13 protein-coding genes and 1 tRNA gene are annotated in these 15,386 nt (G+C 68.4%); 4 read left to right on the forward strand and 10 right to left on the reverse strand.

The genetic code is table 11. From position 1 onward, the window contains the following. Positions 1–2: 2 nt before the first annotated feature. The 3 genes from L3Q65_RS43690 to L3Q65_RS43700 are packed head-to-tail and all read left to right on the forward strand — an operon-like array spanning position 3 to position 1,982. Positions 3–803 carry an ABC transporter permease gene (locus L3Q65_RS43690; RefSeq protein ID WP_182892597.1) on the forward strand — a complete coding sequence of 267 codons (801 nt, stop codon included), beginning with the start codon at positions 3–5 and terminating at the stop codon, positions 801–803. A 17-nt stretch (positions 804–820) separates the two neighbouring features. Continuing rightward, positions 821–1,024 carry an MbtH family protein gene (locus L3Q65_RS43695; RefSeq protein ID WP_182892388.1) on the forward strand — a complete coding sequence of 68 codons (204 nt, stop codon included), beginning with the start codon at positions 821–823 and terminating at the stop codon, positions 1,022–1,024. 1 nt (position 1,025) lies between these two features. Beyond that, positions 1,026–1,982, forward strand: a complete 957-nt coding sequence (locus tag L3Q65_RS43700; protein ID WP_182892387.1) for an ATP-binding cassette domain-containing protein — start codon at positions 1,026–1,028, stop codon at positions 1,980–1,982. A gap of 9 nt (positions 1,983–1,991) precedes the next feature. Here the strand turns inward: L3Q65_RS43700 and L3Q65_RS43705 are convergent, their stop codons facing one another. The 10 genes from L3Q65_RS43705 to L3Q65_RS43750 form a co-directional block, all read right to left on the reverse strand. Beyond that, positions 1,992–3,290 carry an MMPL family transporter gene (locus L3Q65_RS43705; RefSeq protein WP_182892386.1) on the reverse strand — a complete coding sequence of 433 codons (1,299 nt, stop codon included), beginning with the start codon at positions 3,288–3,290 and terminating at the stop codon, positions 1,992–1,994. Between the two features lie 119 nt (positions 3,291–3,409). Further along, positions 3,410–4,387, reverse strand: a complete 978-nt coding sequence (gene sbnA / locus L3Q65_RS43710) for a 2,3-diaminopropionate biosynthesis protein SbnA (RefSeq protein WP_237598256.1) — start codon at positions 4,385–4,387, stop codon at positions 3,410–3,412. Then, entirely contained in the window at positions 4,387–5,424 is a 1,038-nt protein-coding gene (sbnB, locus tag L3Q65_RS43715) for a 2,3-diaminopropionate biosynthesis protein SbnB (RefSeq protein ID WP_237598257.1), read from the reverse strand. The genes sbnA and sbnB overlap by 1 nt, the downstream gene beginning before the upstream one ends. A gap of 38 nt (positions 5,425–5,462) precedes the next feature. Next, on the reverse strand, positions 5,463–6,833 hold the full coding sequence (locus L3Q65_RS43720) for an ATP-grasp domain-containing protein (RefSeq protein WP_237598258.1): 1,371 nt from the start codon (positions 6,831–6,833) through the stop codon (positions 5,463–5,465). 70 nt (positions 6,834–6,903) lie between these two features. After that, positions 6,904–7,638 carry a beta-ketoacyl-ACP reductase gene (locus L3Q65_RS43725; protein ID WP_182892382.1) on the reverse strand — a complete coding sequence of 245 codons (735 nt, stop codon included), beginning with the start codon at positions 7,636–7,638 and terminating at the stop codon, positions 6,904–6,906. Next, entirely contained in the window at positions 7,635–8,711 is a 1,077-nt protein-coding gene (locus tag L3Q65_RS43730; protein ID WP_182892381.1) for a beta-ketoacyl synthase N-terminal-like domain-containing protein, read from the reverse strand. The genes L3Q65_RS43725 and L3Q65_RS43730 overlap by 4 nt, the downstream gene beginning before the upstream one ends. Next, positions 8,708–9,955, reverse strand: a complete 1,248-nt coding sequence (locus L3Q65_RS43735) for a beta-ketoacyl synthase (protein ID WP_182892380.1) — start codon at positions 9,953–9,955, stop codon at positions 8,708–8,710. Before L3Q65_RS43735 ends, L3Q65_RS43730 begins: the two co-directional genes overlap by 4 nt. A 5-nt stretch (positions 9,956–9,960) precedes the next feature. Beyond that, on the reverse strand, positions 9,961–10,212 hold the full coding sequence (locus tag L3Q65_RS43740; protein WP_037812007.1) for an acyl carrier protein: 252 nt from the start codon (positions 10,210–10,212) through the stop codon (positions 9,961–9,963). Positions 10,213–10,383: 171 nt separating this feature from the next. Further along, entirely contained in the window at positions 10,384–11,055 is a 672-nt protein-coding gene (locus tag L3Q65_RS43745; protein ID WP_237598259.1) for an AfsR/SARP family transcriptional regulator, read from the reverse strand. 1,686 nt (positions 11,056–12,741) lie between these two features. Continuing rightward, positions 12,742–12,814: transfer RNA gene (locus L3Q65_RS43750), tRNA-Ala, on the reverse strand. A 918-nt stretch (positions 12,815–13,732) separates the two neighbouring features. Here L3Q65_RS43750 and L3Q65_RS43755 point away from each other — a divergent pair. Then, a complete protein-coding gene (locus L3Q65_RS43755; protein ID WP_237601011.1) occupies positions 13,733–15,340 on the forward strand; it encodes a coagulation factor 5/8 type domain-containing protein in 1,608 nt (535 codons plus the stop codon). Positions 15,341–15,386 lie beyond the last annotated feature (46 nt).

Consider the following 15,386-nt stretch of genomic DNA (forward strand, 5'->3'; position numbering starts at 1 on the left):
CAATGACCACCCCGAGCTCTCCGCGGGCAGCGGCGTTCGTCGAGACCTTCGCACTGGCGGGTCGTCGATTGACCCACCTGCGCAAGGTGCCGGGCCGACTGCTCGCGATCACGCTGAACTCGCTGATCACCATGCTGGCCATCGGCTATGTCTTCAAAGGCGCGGTGAGCGTCGAAGGCGGCGGCAGCTACCCGGAGTTCCTCTTCCCGGCCGCGCTGATGCAGGTGGGCCTCGCCGGTGTCGCGCCGACCGCGATCGCGGTGGCGATGGACCTCAAAGGCGGCCTGACCGACCGGTTCCGCTCCCTGCCGATCTCCCGTCCCGCCGTGCTGTTCGGCCACACCATCGGCGACGCGCTGGTCGGGTTCGTCGCGCTGGCGATCGTCGCCGGGATCGGGCTGGCGGTCGGCGGCCGCGTGCACGCCGGATTCCCCGCGCTGCTCGCCGGATTGGCCGTTCTCGCGCTCTTCCTCTACGTGATGATCTGGGTCGGCGTGCTGCTCGGGCTGACCATGGGCAATCCCGAATCCATCGACGGCGTCGGCGCGGTGCTGACGCTCGGGCTTTCCTTCCTGTCCAACGCGTTCATGGCGGTCAGCCAGCTGCCGGCGTGGGTCCGGCCGATCGCCGAATGGAATCCGGTCAGCTCCGTCACCACGCTGTGCCGCCAGCTGTGGGGCGTGCCGGTGCCCGCGGACGATTCGTTCCCCGCCCAGCATCCCGGCGTCGTCGTCGCGGTGACGCTGGTCGTGCTCTTCACCGCGGCGACCCTGCTGAGCTTCCGCCGTTACCGCCTCGCCTAACCGATCCGGAGTATGCGATGACAAACCCGTTTGACGACCAGAACGGCGCTTTCCTCGTTCTGGTCAACGACGCCCAGCAGTACAGTCTTTGGCCGTCCTTCGCGGAAATCCCGTCCGGCTGGCGGGTTTCGCTCGGCGAGAGCAGCCGCGAAGAAGCCCTCGCGCACATTTCGGGCCACTGGACCGATCTGTCGCCCGAGAACATCCGGGAAGCAGGCTGACATGACAGCGCACGGAGAACTCGCGATCGAAGCCGAAGGGCTCCGCAAACGCTACGGCGACCACGAAGCGCTCGCCGGCGTCGACCTGGCCGTTCCGCCCGGCACGGTGCTGGGCTTGCTCGGCCCGAACGGCGCGGGCAAAACCACCACCGTCCGGATGCTCGCCACCTTGCTCCCGCCGGACGGCGGCCGCGCGTTGGTCGCCGGACACGACATCGTGCGGGAACGCAAACAGGTCCAGCGGCACATCGCGCTCGCGGGCCAGTACGCCGCCGTCGACGAACTGTTGACCGGCCGCCAGAACCTGGTGCTGCTGGGCCGTCTTCTGCACCTCGGCCGCCGAGGCGCACGCGCCCGCGCGGGCGAACTGCTGGAGCGGTTCAACCTCGCCGAGGCGGCCGACCGCGCGGTCGGGACGTACTCCGGCGGGATGCGTCGCCGCCTGGACCTCGCGACCTGTCTCGTGGCGCGTCCTTCGGTGCTCTTCCTGGACGAACCGACCACGGGCCTCGACCCGGCGAGCCGGATGGGCTTGTGGACGATGGTCCGCGAGTTGGTCAGCGAGGGCGTGACGGTCCTGCTCACCACGCAGTACCTCGAGGAAGCCGACTACCTCGCCGACCGGATCGTGGTCATCGACAAGGGCCGGAGCGTCGCGGAAGGAACCGCGGACGAACTCAAGCGCAAGGTCGGCCGGGAACGGCTGGAAGTCGCAGTCGCCCACCCCGAAGGTCTCGCGGACGCGGTGGCGGCGCTGACGCCGGTCGCGGTAGGCGTCCCGGTCGTCGACGAACGCCGGTGCAGCATCTCGCTCGAACTGCTCGACGAGAGCGGCGGGATCGCCGCGGCGGCGAACGCGTTGCACGAACGCGGCGTCGCGCTGGCGGACTTCGCGCTTCGCAGGCCCACCCTCGACGAAGCCTTCCTCGACCTCACCGGACACCCGACCACCGGGTGATCTCCCGGCTCACTTACGCGCAGCCCCCGGCCCGGTCCGCCGCCACCAGCGGACCGGGCCGGCCAGCGAGAGCAGCAAGGGCAGCAGCACCAACCGGATCACCAGCACGTCCATCGCCAGCGCCGCGGCGGCCGCCCAGCCGAACTCGCTCAGCTCGCCGGGCCCGGCGATCCCGAGAGCGCTGAAGATCCCGATCGACACCACGCTCGCACTGGAGATCGCCACGGTGCCGCGACGCAGTCCCTCCGCGAGGACGTGCTGCGGCGACATCCCGGTCAGCGCCTCGACGCGGAAGTGGTGCAGCAGGCAGACATGCATGTCAGTCGTGGGCGCGGCGAGCACGGCCACCAGCGCCACTGGCAGCCACGTCGGAGTCGGCGGGGCCATGCAGGTGAGCATGGTCAGCGCGAAGAGCGCGGACAGTACTGAAAGCACCGCGGTCGTCAGTGCGACCACCACTGGCCGGAAAGCCGTGATCACAGCCAACGACGTCAGCCCGATCAGCAGCGCCAACGGCAACGGCGGCAGCGTCGGCGATTCGAGGTAGCGGTAGACGACGTAGCCGAGCGCCGCGGCAGTGCAGACCAGCGCGCCGATGAGTCCCGCTGCGTTGCGGTAGCGCCAGGTCGCGGGCAGGCGGGCGACGAACCGGGGCAGCCAGTGCCACTGGAACGACCTCTTCACCGGAAGCGCGATCCGGGTCAGCAGCACCGGGAGCAACGTCAGCGCCGCGGCGGCTTCCACCACCACTACGAGGACCACGGCGGCCGCCAACCGCATGACTTGCGGCTCGCCAGTGAGATACAGCCCGGTCATCGCGGAAAGCATCGCGAGTCCGGTGACGAGTGCGGTCCGTCCGGCGGTCGAAGCGACGATCTGCGCGGTATCGGACGCGTCGTGCTTGCCCGGCGGCATCTCCTGCTGCCTGCGGACCGCGAACAGCAGATGGTTGGCCGCGCTCGTGATGCCGGGCAGGAGAACGAGGTTCCAGCTGCCGAGCGAGCCCGCTCCTTCGGCCGCCGTCAGCAGCACTCCGAGCGCGCCGGCCCCGACGGTCGCGAGATATCCGAACGCGATCGCGGCCAGCCGCAGCGAACCCAGCACCAGCAGCAGCAACAGCGCGGTGAGCAGGCACCCGACCGCGAGCACGGAACCGGCCGGCGGGAATCCGGTCTTCGCGGAGCCGCCGATCGCGGCGGCGAAATCCTCGCTCGCCGCCACGACCAGGAACAGCAGCCACGCGCACAGGACCGGGCCGGGGCGTCCGGCACACCAGCGCGCGAGACGGAGCAGAGGTAGCGTTCGCAATGCCGCACTCCTTGGGCCGCTTCAGGCCTCCCGCCGCGCAGGCGGCAAGCCGGACGGTCTAAGGATGGCTCCTCGTGATCGTGCGCACACTGGGCGTGGCACCTCGATTTCGAGTGGTACTAGCTCCCGAGCGCGGCGGGCGGGGCGAGCGCCGCGTCTCCGTAGAGATCGGCCACCCACTGGTCGTGGTAGACCGTGTCCAGGTAGCGGTCGCCGAGATCGGGGGAGACCGCCACCGCGGTAAGGCTTTCGCCGCGCTCGTGCCGGTCGAGCCAGTGCAGCGCCCCGGCCACGACGGTGCCGGTCGAGCCGCCGAACAGGAACCCCGCCCGGACGAGCCTGCGGCACATCCGCACGGTGGCGAGCTCCGGCACGTGCACCACATCGTCCACATAGGACTCGTCGAGCAGCGCGGGCCGGACTCCGGTGCCGAGACCGGGGATCATCCGCGGGGCGGCCGGGGTCCCGAAAGTCACCGAACCCACGGTGTCGATGGCCACCACGCGCATTCCGGGGCAGTGCTCGCGCAGGTAGCGCGCGCAGCCCATCAGCGTGCCGGTCGTGCCCGCTCCGATGAACGCCACGTCGGCGCCCGGGAACGAGTTCGCGATCTGCGCTCCGGTGGTGCGGTAGTGCGCCTGCCAGTTCCCCGCGTTCGCGTACTGGTTGAGCCAAACCCGGTCGCCGCCCTCGGCGCACAACCGGCGCACGTGCGCGATCCGGGCGCCGAGCAGTCCGTCTTCCGGATGCGGTTCGGTGATCACGTGCACCTCGGCGCCCAGCGTCTGCATCAGCTGCCGGGCGCCGAGGGTACAGCGCGAATCGGTGACGCAGACGAACCGGTAACCCCGGCTGGCGGCGACGAGGCTCAGCGCCACCCCGAGGTTGCCGGACGAACTCTCCACGAGGGTCGCGCCCGGCCTCAGCGTGCCGTCCAGCTCGGCCGCGTCGATCATCTCGGTCGCGGCCTTGATCTTGATCGAACCGGCGAAGTTGAAGCCCTCGCATTTGAGGTAGAGCGATCGCCCTGTACACCCGTTCAGGTCGACGAACAGGTCGTCGACGTTGAACTCGTGCGGACTGGTGATGATGGGCATCAGCGCTTGCCGTAGCGGTCGAGTTCGAAGAAGAAGTCGCCGACCTCGTGCAGTTCGCCGCGGCGGCGCAGTTCGTCGAGGACGTGCTTGCCGACCGCGAGGTCCAGCACGCCGAGGCCGAACGGCGAGAACACCAGCGGCCGGTCAGCGTCCAGGGCGAGCGCCCCGGTCATGACCTCGAAGAGGGTGCCGTCGAGGAAGTCGCGGTTGCCGGTGGCCTGTTCGGCCAGGTGCACCGAGGTGTTGGCCTTGAGGCAGTGCTCGACGTCGTCGACCACGTTGGCCGACGCCAGGACGACCTCGGTGGACAGGTCGCGCAGCGAAACGTTCAGCACGAGCGGGTTGTGCGCGAACCAGGCCGGATCGTGCACGTGCGGTTCCCCGGCGACGGTGGCGAACACGATCAGGTCGCTGCCGCGGATCAGCTCCTCGGCGCTCTCGCGCACCGCGATCCCGCTCGTGCCGGTGCTCTCCAGATAGCCCTGGAAGCCCGCGGCGTGCTCGGCGGAGAGGTCGAACACCGCGGTCTCGTCGAAGTCCCAGCCGGTGCCGAGCAGGAACCGGTGCACGTAACGCGCGATGAGCCCGGTGCCGACGAACCCGAGCCGCCGCGGCCGTTCGCCCCGCCTGCTGAGCCAGTCGGCCGCCAGCGCCGCCGACGCCGCGGTCCGGCTGGCGCTGATGATCGAGCTTTCCATGCAGGCCAGCGGGTAGCCGGTCGCCTGGTCGTTGAGGATCAGCACGGCCGAGGCGCGCGGCAGGCCGGTGCGGACGTTCTCCGGGAAACTGGAGATCCACTTGACCCCGTCCACCGCGACCTCCCCGCCGACCGAGGCGGGCAGCGCGATGATCCGCGCGGACGGCCGGTCCGGGAACCGGAGGAAATAGGAGGGCGGGTTGACGGTCGCCTGCTGCCCGTGCAGCCGGTAGGCCGCCTCGATCAGTTCGGTCAGCTGCTTCTCGGCGCCGTCGAGCACCTGGTGCACCTGTGCTCCGGACACGACGGCGAACTCCGGAACGGTAGCGGTTTCGGTCACAGAACTTCCTTATTCTTCGGCTGGGCGGAAACTGGAGCTCAGTCCTGCTGCAGGACGGCAAGAGCGCGCTCGACCCGCGCGTCGATCCGGTCGACCTCGGCGGCCGAATCCCCGATGAGCACGCCGTAGAGGCGGCCGGCGAACGGAGCCCCGTCCGCGGTCTGCGCCCCGGCGTTGACGGTGGCGAAGTTGTTCACCAGCAGGCCGCTGCCCGTGCCGTCGAAAAGCAGGTCGCCGAGCACGTCGCGGACCCGGTCGAAGCCGACGCTGGCGCCGAGCCGCAGCGAGTAGTGCCGGGCCATCGCGGTCTCGCCCGCGGTGACGAAGCGTTCCTGGAGCGGCACCTGATAGGTGGACATGTTGTTGCGGGCGTTGATTTCCAGCACCGGGAAGATGCCGCCGTCCGGTTCGACGATCGCGTCCACCCCGACGACGCCGTAGTAGCCGTCGGCGGCGAGCTGCCCGCCGAGCGCCCGCGCCGCGGACCGGATGATCTCCAGCTGGGCCTCGTCCAGCCTCGGCGGAATCCGGTGTCCTTTGTGGACGCCGTTCTCGGTGATCAGCTCCTTGACGAAGTCGAAGTGCACCGAACCGTCGCGGCTCACGGTGAACTGGTAGTTGAGGTCGGCGCGCTTGTCGACCCACTCCTCGACCACGAACGCGATCCGGTCCCGGCCGTTGCGGCGGGCGGTCGCGGAGATCATCCGGCGCAACCGGTCGAGCCTGCGTTCGTCGGAGACCACCGAGATGCCCTTGCCGGAAACCCCGAACGCCTCCTTGACGACGACCTTTCGCCCGGTGGCGAGCACGGCCCCCGCCGCGGTGACGGCCTCGTCGAGCAGTTCGAGCGTGTCGCACGCCCAGCCGTTCGGCTGCCGCAACCCGAGCTTCGTCGCGACGCGGCGGCTGTAGATCTTGCTGTTCACCGCCTTGCACCTCGCCGCATCCGGAGCGGCCAGCGGCAACCCCGTCGCGGTAGACAGTTCTTCCTCCACCGCGGAGACACCGTGCGCGAGCAGATGCGCTTCGTCGGTGCGCAGCGCGGACAACGCGGCGATCAGCCACGGATCGTGCAGCGCGTCCTGGCTGACCGTGCGCGCCGGGTCCGGATCCGCGATCACGTGGATCTGCGGCAGATCCAGACCGAGCCCTTCCAGATAGCTGCGGTAACCGGGGTCCGGCGCGTGCTTGAGCACCACGTGGTCCCGCTTCCCGCCCAGCAGCAACGCGAACTCGTCCATGCTGTTGACGACCGCCATGCCGCCTGGGGCGGACACCCGGGGCAGCCCCTGCTCGTCGCGAGCCCACTGTTCTTCGACCTCGAAGTTGCCGACGAACACCAACGGGCGGTCGGCCGTGCCCAGAACCGCGGTCTTGAGCCGCGGGATGAAACCGTTGTCGGCGCTCATGACGTCCTTTCGCCAGCGCACGGATAGGACGCGGCACGCGCTGCCAGCGCTGCCGCGAGGGGGAGATCAGCTAGACGACGAAGCCGCCGTCGACCTCGAAGACGCTGCCGGTGATGTAGGAAGCGCGCTCGGAAACCAGGAAAGACACCAGGTCCGCGACTTCTTCGGGCCTGCCGAACCGGCGCAGCGGGACAGCCCGCAGCATCTTCTCGCGGGTCGCTTCGCTGAGCTTGCCGAGCATGTCGGTCTCGATCAGGCCCGGCGCGACGGAGTTGACCCGCACCCCGTACCGGCCGACTTCCTTGGCCAGCGCCTTGGTGAAGCCGAGCACGCCGCTCTTGGCCGCGGAGTAGTTGGTCTGCGTCGGATTGCCGTGCACGCCGGACACCGAGGACAGCGTCACGACGCTTCCGGCGCGGCGTTTGATCATCCGGAACACCGCCGGGCGGCACGCGTGGAAGACGCCGTCGAGGTTCGTGCGCAGGACACTCGACCAGTCCGGCTCGGACATCAGCGCGAGCGAACCGTCCCGGGTGATCCCCGCCGACGTGACCAGCGCGTCCGGCGCGCCGAACTCGTCAGCCGTGCGCTCCACCCACGCCGTGACCGCCTCGCCGTCGGCCACATCGACCTGGCTGGCCTCGACCCGGACACCCAGATCAAGGACTTCTTTGACGAGAACGTCCGCCGCGGTTCGGTTGCTGTGGTAGCAGAAAGCGACGTCGAACCCGTCCTGCGCCAGGCGGAGCACGACGGCCCGGCCGATCCCGCGGGAGCCGCCGGTCACGAGCGCGGTTTTGCTCATCGCGCACCGCCGAGCTGCAGCAGCGCGGCGGCCACCGAACCGTCGTCGTCGCAAGCGGTCACGACGATGTGGTCCTGCTCGCCGTGATCGGCTCCGTCGGCGATGCTGAGCACCGACGCCAGTCCGAACAACGCGGTCGCCGCGGAGGTGTCGCCGATGAGATCCACCGGCGGCACGCGATCCGTCACTTCGTCGCCGAACAACTGCCGCAGAGTCGCGTCCTCGGGACGGTCTGCCCCTGCGGGGAAACCGCTCCCGACTGCCGCCCACACGCGGCCCGCGTCGACGCCACACCGTTTCAGCAGCGAGGACACGGTGGCGTGCAACGTTCCGGAGAGGTCGCCGTCAAGGCAGATCCGCGAGTCGATGCCGGTGAGCGTCGCCAGCACGCTGCGCGGATCGGCCGAGTCCGCCGGTTCGAGCAGGAACATCGCACAGCCTTCGCCGAGCGTCGCCGCCCCGCCGCGCCGGTGGTGTTCAAGCCAGGACCGGGCGTCGGAATGCTCCTCGGCCGCACCGCACAACACCTGAGCCGCGCGCTCGGTCATCAGCAGCCGGCGCGCGTAGTTCAAGGCCTGCAACCCAGTGGTGCGCCCCGCGGCGATCGTCGCGTTGGGCCCCTTGAGCCCGTGCCAGATCGCGGCCTGCCCAGCCGCGCAGTTCATCACCGTGCCGGGGACGGCCGCGGGCTCGACGTGGTCGGGCTGCTCGGCGGTGACCGACGCGCGGGTGAAGTCCATCATGCTCTGCGCGCTGCCGGTCGTGGTGCCGAGCACGAACCCGATGTGCTCGCGGTCCCCGTCCGGAACCAGCTCCATGTCGGCGAGCAGCTGCTGCGCGGCCGCGACGGTCAGCCCGCTGACCCGGTTCATCGCCCGGGTCTTCTTGCGGCCGAACCTCTCGCGCACGTCGAAACTGGGCACGACGGCCGCGGGATCACCCGGCCCGCCGGGTTCGAGTACCGGCTCGCGCCGGGAGCGAACGCCGTCGGCGAACGCTTCCCGGCCGTAGCCGAAGGGAGAGATGGCGGTCCAGGCCGAGATGACCGGACGGTGCCGAGCAGATGCGGTCATCGCAGGTCCTTCTCTCGGGGTTGCCGCTCGTACCGGCCGAGCAGGACCACGGCGTTGTTGCCGCCGAAGGCCCAGCCGTTGTTCTGCACGATGTCGAGGTCGGCGTCGACGGATTCGTTGGGCACGCAGTCCACCGGGCAGTCCGGGTCGGTGTCGCGATGGTTGATGGTCGGCGGGATGAACTGCTCGGTGAGTGCGATCGAACACCCGATCGCGGCCAGCGCGCTCGCCGCGCCCATCGAATGCCCCAGCATGGATTTCATCGACACGGTGCGCGGCGGCTTCGGCCCGAACAGGTCGCGGATCGCCGCGGATTCGGTCATGTCGTTGGCTTTGGTCCCGGTGCCGTGCGCGGAGATCAGGTCGATCTCGGCGGGTTTGACCCCGGCGTCGGCCAGCGCGAGCTCCATGCAACGGGCGATCCCGGCCTGATGCGGCGCCACCGGATGATGCGCGTCGCAGGACATGCCGTAGCCCAGCACTTCCGCGTAGATCCGCGCACCGCGAGCGAGCGCGGAGTCAAGGCTCTCCAGCAGAAGAATGCCCGCGCCCTCGCCGGTGAGGATGCCCATCCGGTTGCGGTCGAACGGACGGCAGCAGTCCGGAGCGATGCTGCGCAACCGGTAGAACGAGGTGAACGTCTTGCGGCACAGCGCGTCGGCGCCGCCGCAGAGGGCGAACTCGGCGTCCCCGCACCGGATCGCGTCGAGCGAGTTGCCGATGGCGTAGTTCCCCGCCGAACACGCCGTCGCGATGGTCCCGGTCTCGACATCGGCCAGTTCGAGTTCGCGCGCGATCGACGTGGCCAGCCGTCCCGCGGAGGTGCGCCGCACCAGCTTCGGGTCGAGACCGGCCAGCCCCGCGGAGAGTTCCCGCGCCACCAGGCCGTCGAGTTCGTGCGCCTCGCCGTCGGTGCTGCCCACCGAGACGAGCGTGCGCGCGGCGCGCAAGGTTTCCAGCGGCAGCCCCGAATCCTCGACGGCGAGCCGGGCGGCCGCGGTGGAGAACCGGCTCGCCCGGCCGAGATCGCCCGGGTCGAGCGTGCGGATCCACCGCGCGGGCTCGAAGTCGGCGACCTCGCAGCCGTTGTCGTGGGCGAACCCGGTGGTGTCGAACACCGAGATCGGCCGGACGTTGCTGCGCCCGGCGCGCAGTGCCGAGGTGAACTCCCGGACCCCGATGCCGATGCTCGACACGACACCGCATCCGGTGATGACCACCCGTCGTCCGATGCTCGTCGACATGGTCTCTACCAGCTCGCGGATTCCGAGACGACCTCGTACACCGCGCGCAGGTTGGTCATCCGGGCGAACTGGGCCTGGTCGATCGTGACGCCGAACTTCTTCTCCAGCGCGGCCAGCACGTCCATCAGCGACAGCGAATCGGCCTCGTGGTCGTCGGCGAAATCGCTGGTTTCGGTGAGCTCCGCGTCGTCGAGTTCGAGGTGCGTGCAGACGATCTCGCGGATCTGCTGCATGCGTTCGGAGACGGCTGTCGTCATGGGGGTCACTCCCGATCGTCAGGGACCGTTACAAGGGATCGGCCCGAAAACTAGCGGCGAGCAGTGACACCCTTCTGACAGCGCCCTGACGCGAGGAGCCCCGTAGGCGCGGTGTCAGCAGGCGGTCATCGGGGACTGCCATGCTGACGCCGTGGAAGAGAAAACGACGGGTCAGTCGAGAACCTGGTCCTGCATCAGGATGGACTGGTACAGCCGGCGCAGCCCCGGCCCAGGCTCCAGCCCGAGTTCGGCGCCCAGCCACTTGCGGGTGCTGTGGAAGACGGAGACCGCCTCGCCCTGCCTGCCGTCGCGGTAAAGCGAGATCATCAGGTACTCGCTGAGCCGCTCGCGCGCCGGGTTCTCCGCGACGAGTTGTTTCAAGTCGTGGGAAAGCCCGTGGTGCTCCCCAACCTGAAGCCGCGCGGAGATCAAGTCCTCCTGCACGGTAAGCCGATGCTCGTTGAGCTGCTCGGCAGCCATCCGGCAGCGAGTGCAATCGGCGACGTCGAGCAGCGCCGGCCCGCGCCAGAGCCGCAAAGCTTGCTCGAAGACCGTGATGGCACCACGCGGATCCTGCCCGAGCAACGCGGTGCCACGCTGCGCCAAAGCGGAAAACCGATGCGCGTCGACAGCCTCGGCAGGCACGGTCATCAGATACCCGCTGCTGACCGTGCGCACCACCTCGCGCTCGCCGGTCACGTTGAACACGAGCTTCCGCAACCGCGCGATGTTGGCCTGCAAAGCATTGCGCACGTTGGACACGGGTTTGTCAGCCCACAGCTCGTCCGCGAGCGTGTCCAGGGACAACGGAACTCCCGGCGACAAAGCCAGCAACGCCAGCACAGTCCGCACCTTTCGCGACGCGACTCCGTGTCTGCGGCCGGCTTGCCTGAGCGTCACCGATCCCAATAGCTCAATTTCCATATCTACCCCTGAGGAAAAATAGCCCGTCTCAAGTGACCCCACGCACCGAGCTGTCGGCCGAGCCGAGCATGTCAGACATTGAAAAGTCGGTCTACCTCCGATTGGGGTAATGAGTTGGCGTCATGCGCGACAGTTTCCCGGCGGCAATAGGAAGGCCGTTCCCCATTTGTTGCCCTCGACCTCCCGATGGTGGTGCTGGCACCAGGTGCGACAGTGGTGTTACCTCCACCAGAACCCCCTTCTGCGGCGAATACCTTGTCGTACTCGCCGGTACGGTGTTGAATCAATTAACGCGGCTGGGCGGAGCCGCATTTTCCGGCATGCGGTGAGTTCTATTTGCAGTTCCGGGCAACATTTCTGCCCGTTGCTGCCGAGTCGGCGAATGGTTATTTATTAGCGGCCTGGCGACGCAGGGTGTTTCTGTTGTTCCCCAGGGTTGCGCCAAGGCATTCGACATCATGAACGCCGCCGCTCGCCCTCTCGGCTACTGGGACAGAATCCTTCTATTGCGCCAGTGTGCAATCCGCGACATCGACCGGTCGGGTCGTAACAGGGAAATTTTGCGAACTTCCGCCCTTTCGACGCAGTCCCGGCCACCTCCGCGCGCGGCCGATCCCCGCCCTCTTCCACCGCCGGGTCCCGCCCCTGCCCGAACCCCGTCTCCGACGAGATCGCGAACCACTGAACCAATCTTGTCGCTTCCCCGGTCGCGGCCGCGCCAGGTGCGAACGAGCCGGAACGAGATCACCAACGCCGTAATCGTCTCCTACTTGCCCTCAGCGCGGACTGTCGCGCGCATCCCGTCTGAGACCATCCGAAATCGGGTCTCCGCGAAACGCGACCTCACTACGAACACCGCCGACCAGCCCCACGCCGTCACGTCCGGATCGCACCCAGCCGGCGATGCACCGCGCCCAACACCCGCGTTAGCCGCCAACCCGCCTGAATCGGCACCCCGAGAATGCGCTCTCCCAACCGCGCTTCCTCGACGACCGCGGTCAAGCCCATGAACCGGCCAGCAACCAATGCCTCCCACGTGCCGCCACCTCGCCCAAGACGCCCCCTCCGGCCTGAGGGCGCGCTCCCGCCCGACAGTCCTGCCGTGCCCATCAGCCGACGTCTCCCATCGAGACCGCCATCGGGTTCCCGCCCGGACGCCGCAGTCGCCCTTGGACGAGCCTCCGTCTTGCGAGAAGAAGCGGCCATCTGCCCGCGGCGCGGCAACCCCACGCGCCTTAGCCGTAATGAACCCGCTAGCCGCCGCGGCAACTAATGCGACTTATCGCCCGCAGCCTGTCTGAAGAGGCGTCTCCAGACATCGCGACCACCTGCTTCAGCACAATGCCGTTGGACGAGATCATCGCCCTCGACGCCGCCGCACCAACACTGGTCACCCGACCGCGACCATGCCCGGCAAGCAGCAACCGCCGTCAACGAACTTCCCAGCCCGATCGCCGAGCTTCCGACGCCAACCCGCAGTCCAGCAGCACCAGCCCCGGGCAATCGACCGTCTAGCGGACCCGGCCGCATCAATTCATGCCCACGAATGCAAAAAACCCTCCGGCCAACCTGAACTGCGTGGCCGAAGGGTTCCTATGCAACTTGTGGAGCTAAGGGGACTCGAACCCCTGACCCCCTCACTGCCAGTGAGGTGCGCTACCAGCTGCGCCATAGCCCCGAAGCAGAGGTGAACTCCGCATCTCGTATGGACATACAGTACACCCCGCCTTCGGCTCCTTCGTCAGGGGGTCGGTTAGGCGTCGCGGCCACGCCAGAACGGCGCGCCAAGCTGGCCGAACCTGCATCTCCACTGCCCACCCTGGGCGCATTAGTGCAGGTCGACTGCCCTTCCTGACTTTTCTTCAGGTTTGCGTTGAGTGTCAGTGTGTCCGCGATTACATTCCTCCGCAGTCGCGACCTTCGAGCCGACTCCCGCCACGAGGCGAACCGCACCCCCGGCCAAGGTCGCTCGGCCGCCTGTCTCGGCAAGGAGGTGACGATGAATCCCGAATCACGGAGAGTGGCCGCTCCGCCGCTGACACCTCCGAGTTCGACCGCCTACCTCCCCGGCCGGAACAGCGGAACGCCGCCTCGGCAGCCCCTCGATGCCCACACTGACGCATGGCCCGCCCAAACCGAGACCGCGAACGCCCAACGAGCCGCTACTCGGCTGCTCGTCACGCCCGCCCCGCTGGCCCGCCCGTACACCGGCACCGGAACAAACGCGCACGATTGGCACTTCCACCTCACCCGCAAGGGCGATGCAGAGACGACCACCCGGCCCCCGCGCCCTGCGTCGTCGAAGGACAAGAACGCCTCGGAAACCAGCTGTGCCGCAGTCCCGCCGCGACTGCCGTCCACCGAGCTTGACCCGCAATGGCCAGCACATCCGACCGCTGCGGTTGTCGATCTTGCCCCCGGCCGAGACCGCGAACCCCGTCCGGCCGGGTTGGCTGCCGACCGCGAGAAGCCGCAGCAGCACGGCCATCATGACGCCGCCAACGAGTCGTTCACACTGATCTCCGTGGGTGGCACTACTTCTCCGCCGCCGGGACAAGTGGACCTGGGGCCGAACGTCGTCGTTTTCGAACCGTCGATGCCGAGCGAGAGCATCCAGCGCAAGCTGGACGCGATCTTCGCGGAGCAGGAGAAGAACCAGTTCGGCAGTCAGCGCTACGCGGTGCTGTTCAAGCCCGGTGCGTATTCCAACGACGTGAACGTCGGCTTCTACACCCAAATTCTCGGACTGGGCAGCACCCCCGACGCCGTGACGATCAACGGCGCGGTGCACGTAGAGGCTGACTGGTTTCCCCCGAACAACGCGACCCAGAACTTCTGGCGCGGCGCGGAGAACCTGTCCGTGAACCCGGTCGGGGGCGCGGATCAATGGGCCGTCTCGCAGGCGAGCCCGTACCGGCGCATGCACGTCCGCGGCGACCTTCGGCTCGACGACGGCGGCGGCTGGTCGAGCGGGGGCTGGATCTCGGACACGAAGATCGACGGCCAGGTCCGTTCCGGATCGCAGCAGCAATGGATCTCGCGCGATTCGCACTTCGGCGGCTGGACCGGGTCCACTTGGAACATGGTGTTCGTCGGAGTGAAGGGCGCTCCCGTCGGCACCTTCCCGGACCCGCCGTACACGACGATCGACCAGGCCCCGGTCGTCCGCGAGAAGCCGTGCCTCCAGATCGACGAGTCCGGTCACTACCGGGTGTTCGTGCCCGCCCTGCGAAGCAACACCTCCGGGGTCACTTGGGAACACGACAGCGCACCAGGTGTCGCGTTGCCCATCGACCAGTTCTTCATCGCGAAGCCGGGCACTACCGCGTCCGAGATGAACGAAGCTCTGCGGGCGGGCCAGAACCTGCTGATCACCCCAGGCGTGTACCACCTTGATCAGCCGCTCCAGGTGACTCGCCCGGACACCGTCGTCCTCGGCCTTGGCATCGCGACCTTGATCCCAGACGGCGGGATCACTGCGATCAACGTCGACGACGTGGACGGAGTAAAGATCGCCGGCCTGCTGATCGACGCCGGAACGACCTCGTCGGCCACGCTCATGCAGGTCGGCGATCCCGGGTCGGACGCCGACCATTCGGCGAACCCGACCTCGCTGCACGACGTGTTCTTCCGCGTCGGCGGTGCCGCCGCGGGCAAAGCGCACACTAGCCTCGTCGTCAACAGCAACCAGGTGATCGGCGACCACCTGTGGCTCTGGCGAGCCGACCACGGTGCCGACGACAGTCACGTTGGCTGGAGTTTCAACACCGCCGACACCGGCCTGGTGGTGAACGGCGACGACGTGACCGTCTACGGGCTGTTCGTCGAGCACTTCCAGAAGACGCAGGTGACCTGGAACGGAAACGGCGGGCGCACCTACTTCTTCCAGAACGAGATGCCCTACGACGTCCCTGACCAGGCAGCCTGGATGAACGGCGGGAGCGCGGGCTACGCCGCGTACCAGGTCGCCCCGGACGTGACCAGCCACGAAGCCTGGGGCCTTGGCAGCTACTGCTTCTTCAACTCGAACCCGTCGGTGTCCTGCTCGCACGCTTTCGCCGCTCCGGACGCTCCCGACGTGCGGTTCCACGGCATGGTGACGGTGTCGCTCAACCACCAGGGAACGATCGCCCACGTGATCAACGACGTCGGCGCGACCACCCCGGCGGGGACGAAGCCGGTCAACTTGGTGCGCTATCCGTAGCCGCCACCTGAGCAACCGGTGCCCGCCGCGGTGGCGGCCGCGACGG

It is taken from the genome of Amycolatopsis sp. FU40 (genome assembly GCF_021903635.1).
In the GTDB taxonomy this organism is placed as follows: domain Bacteria; phylum Actinomycetota; class Actinomycetes; order Mycobacteriales; family Pseudonocardiaceae; genus Amycolatopsis; species Amycolatopsis dendrobii.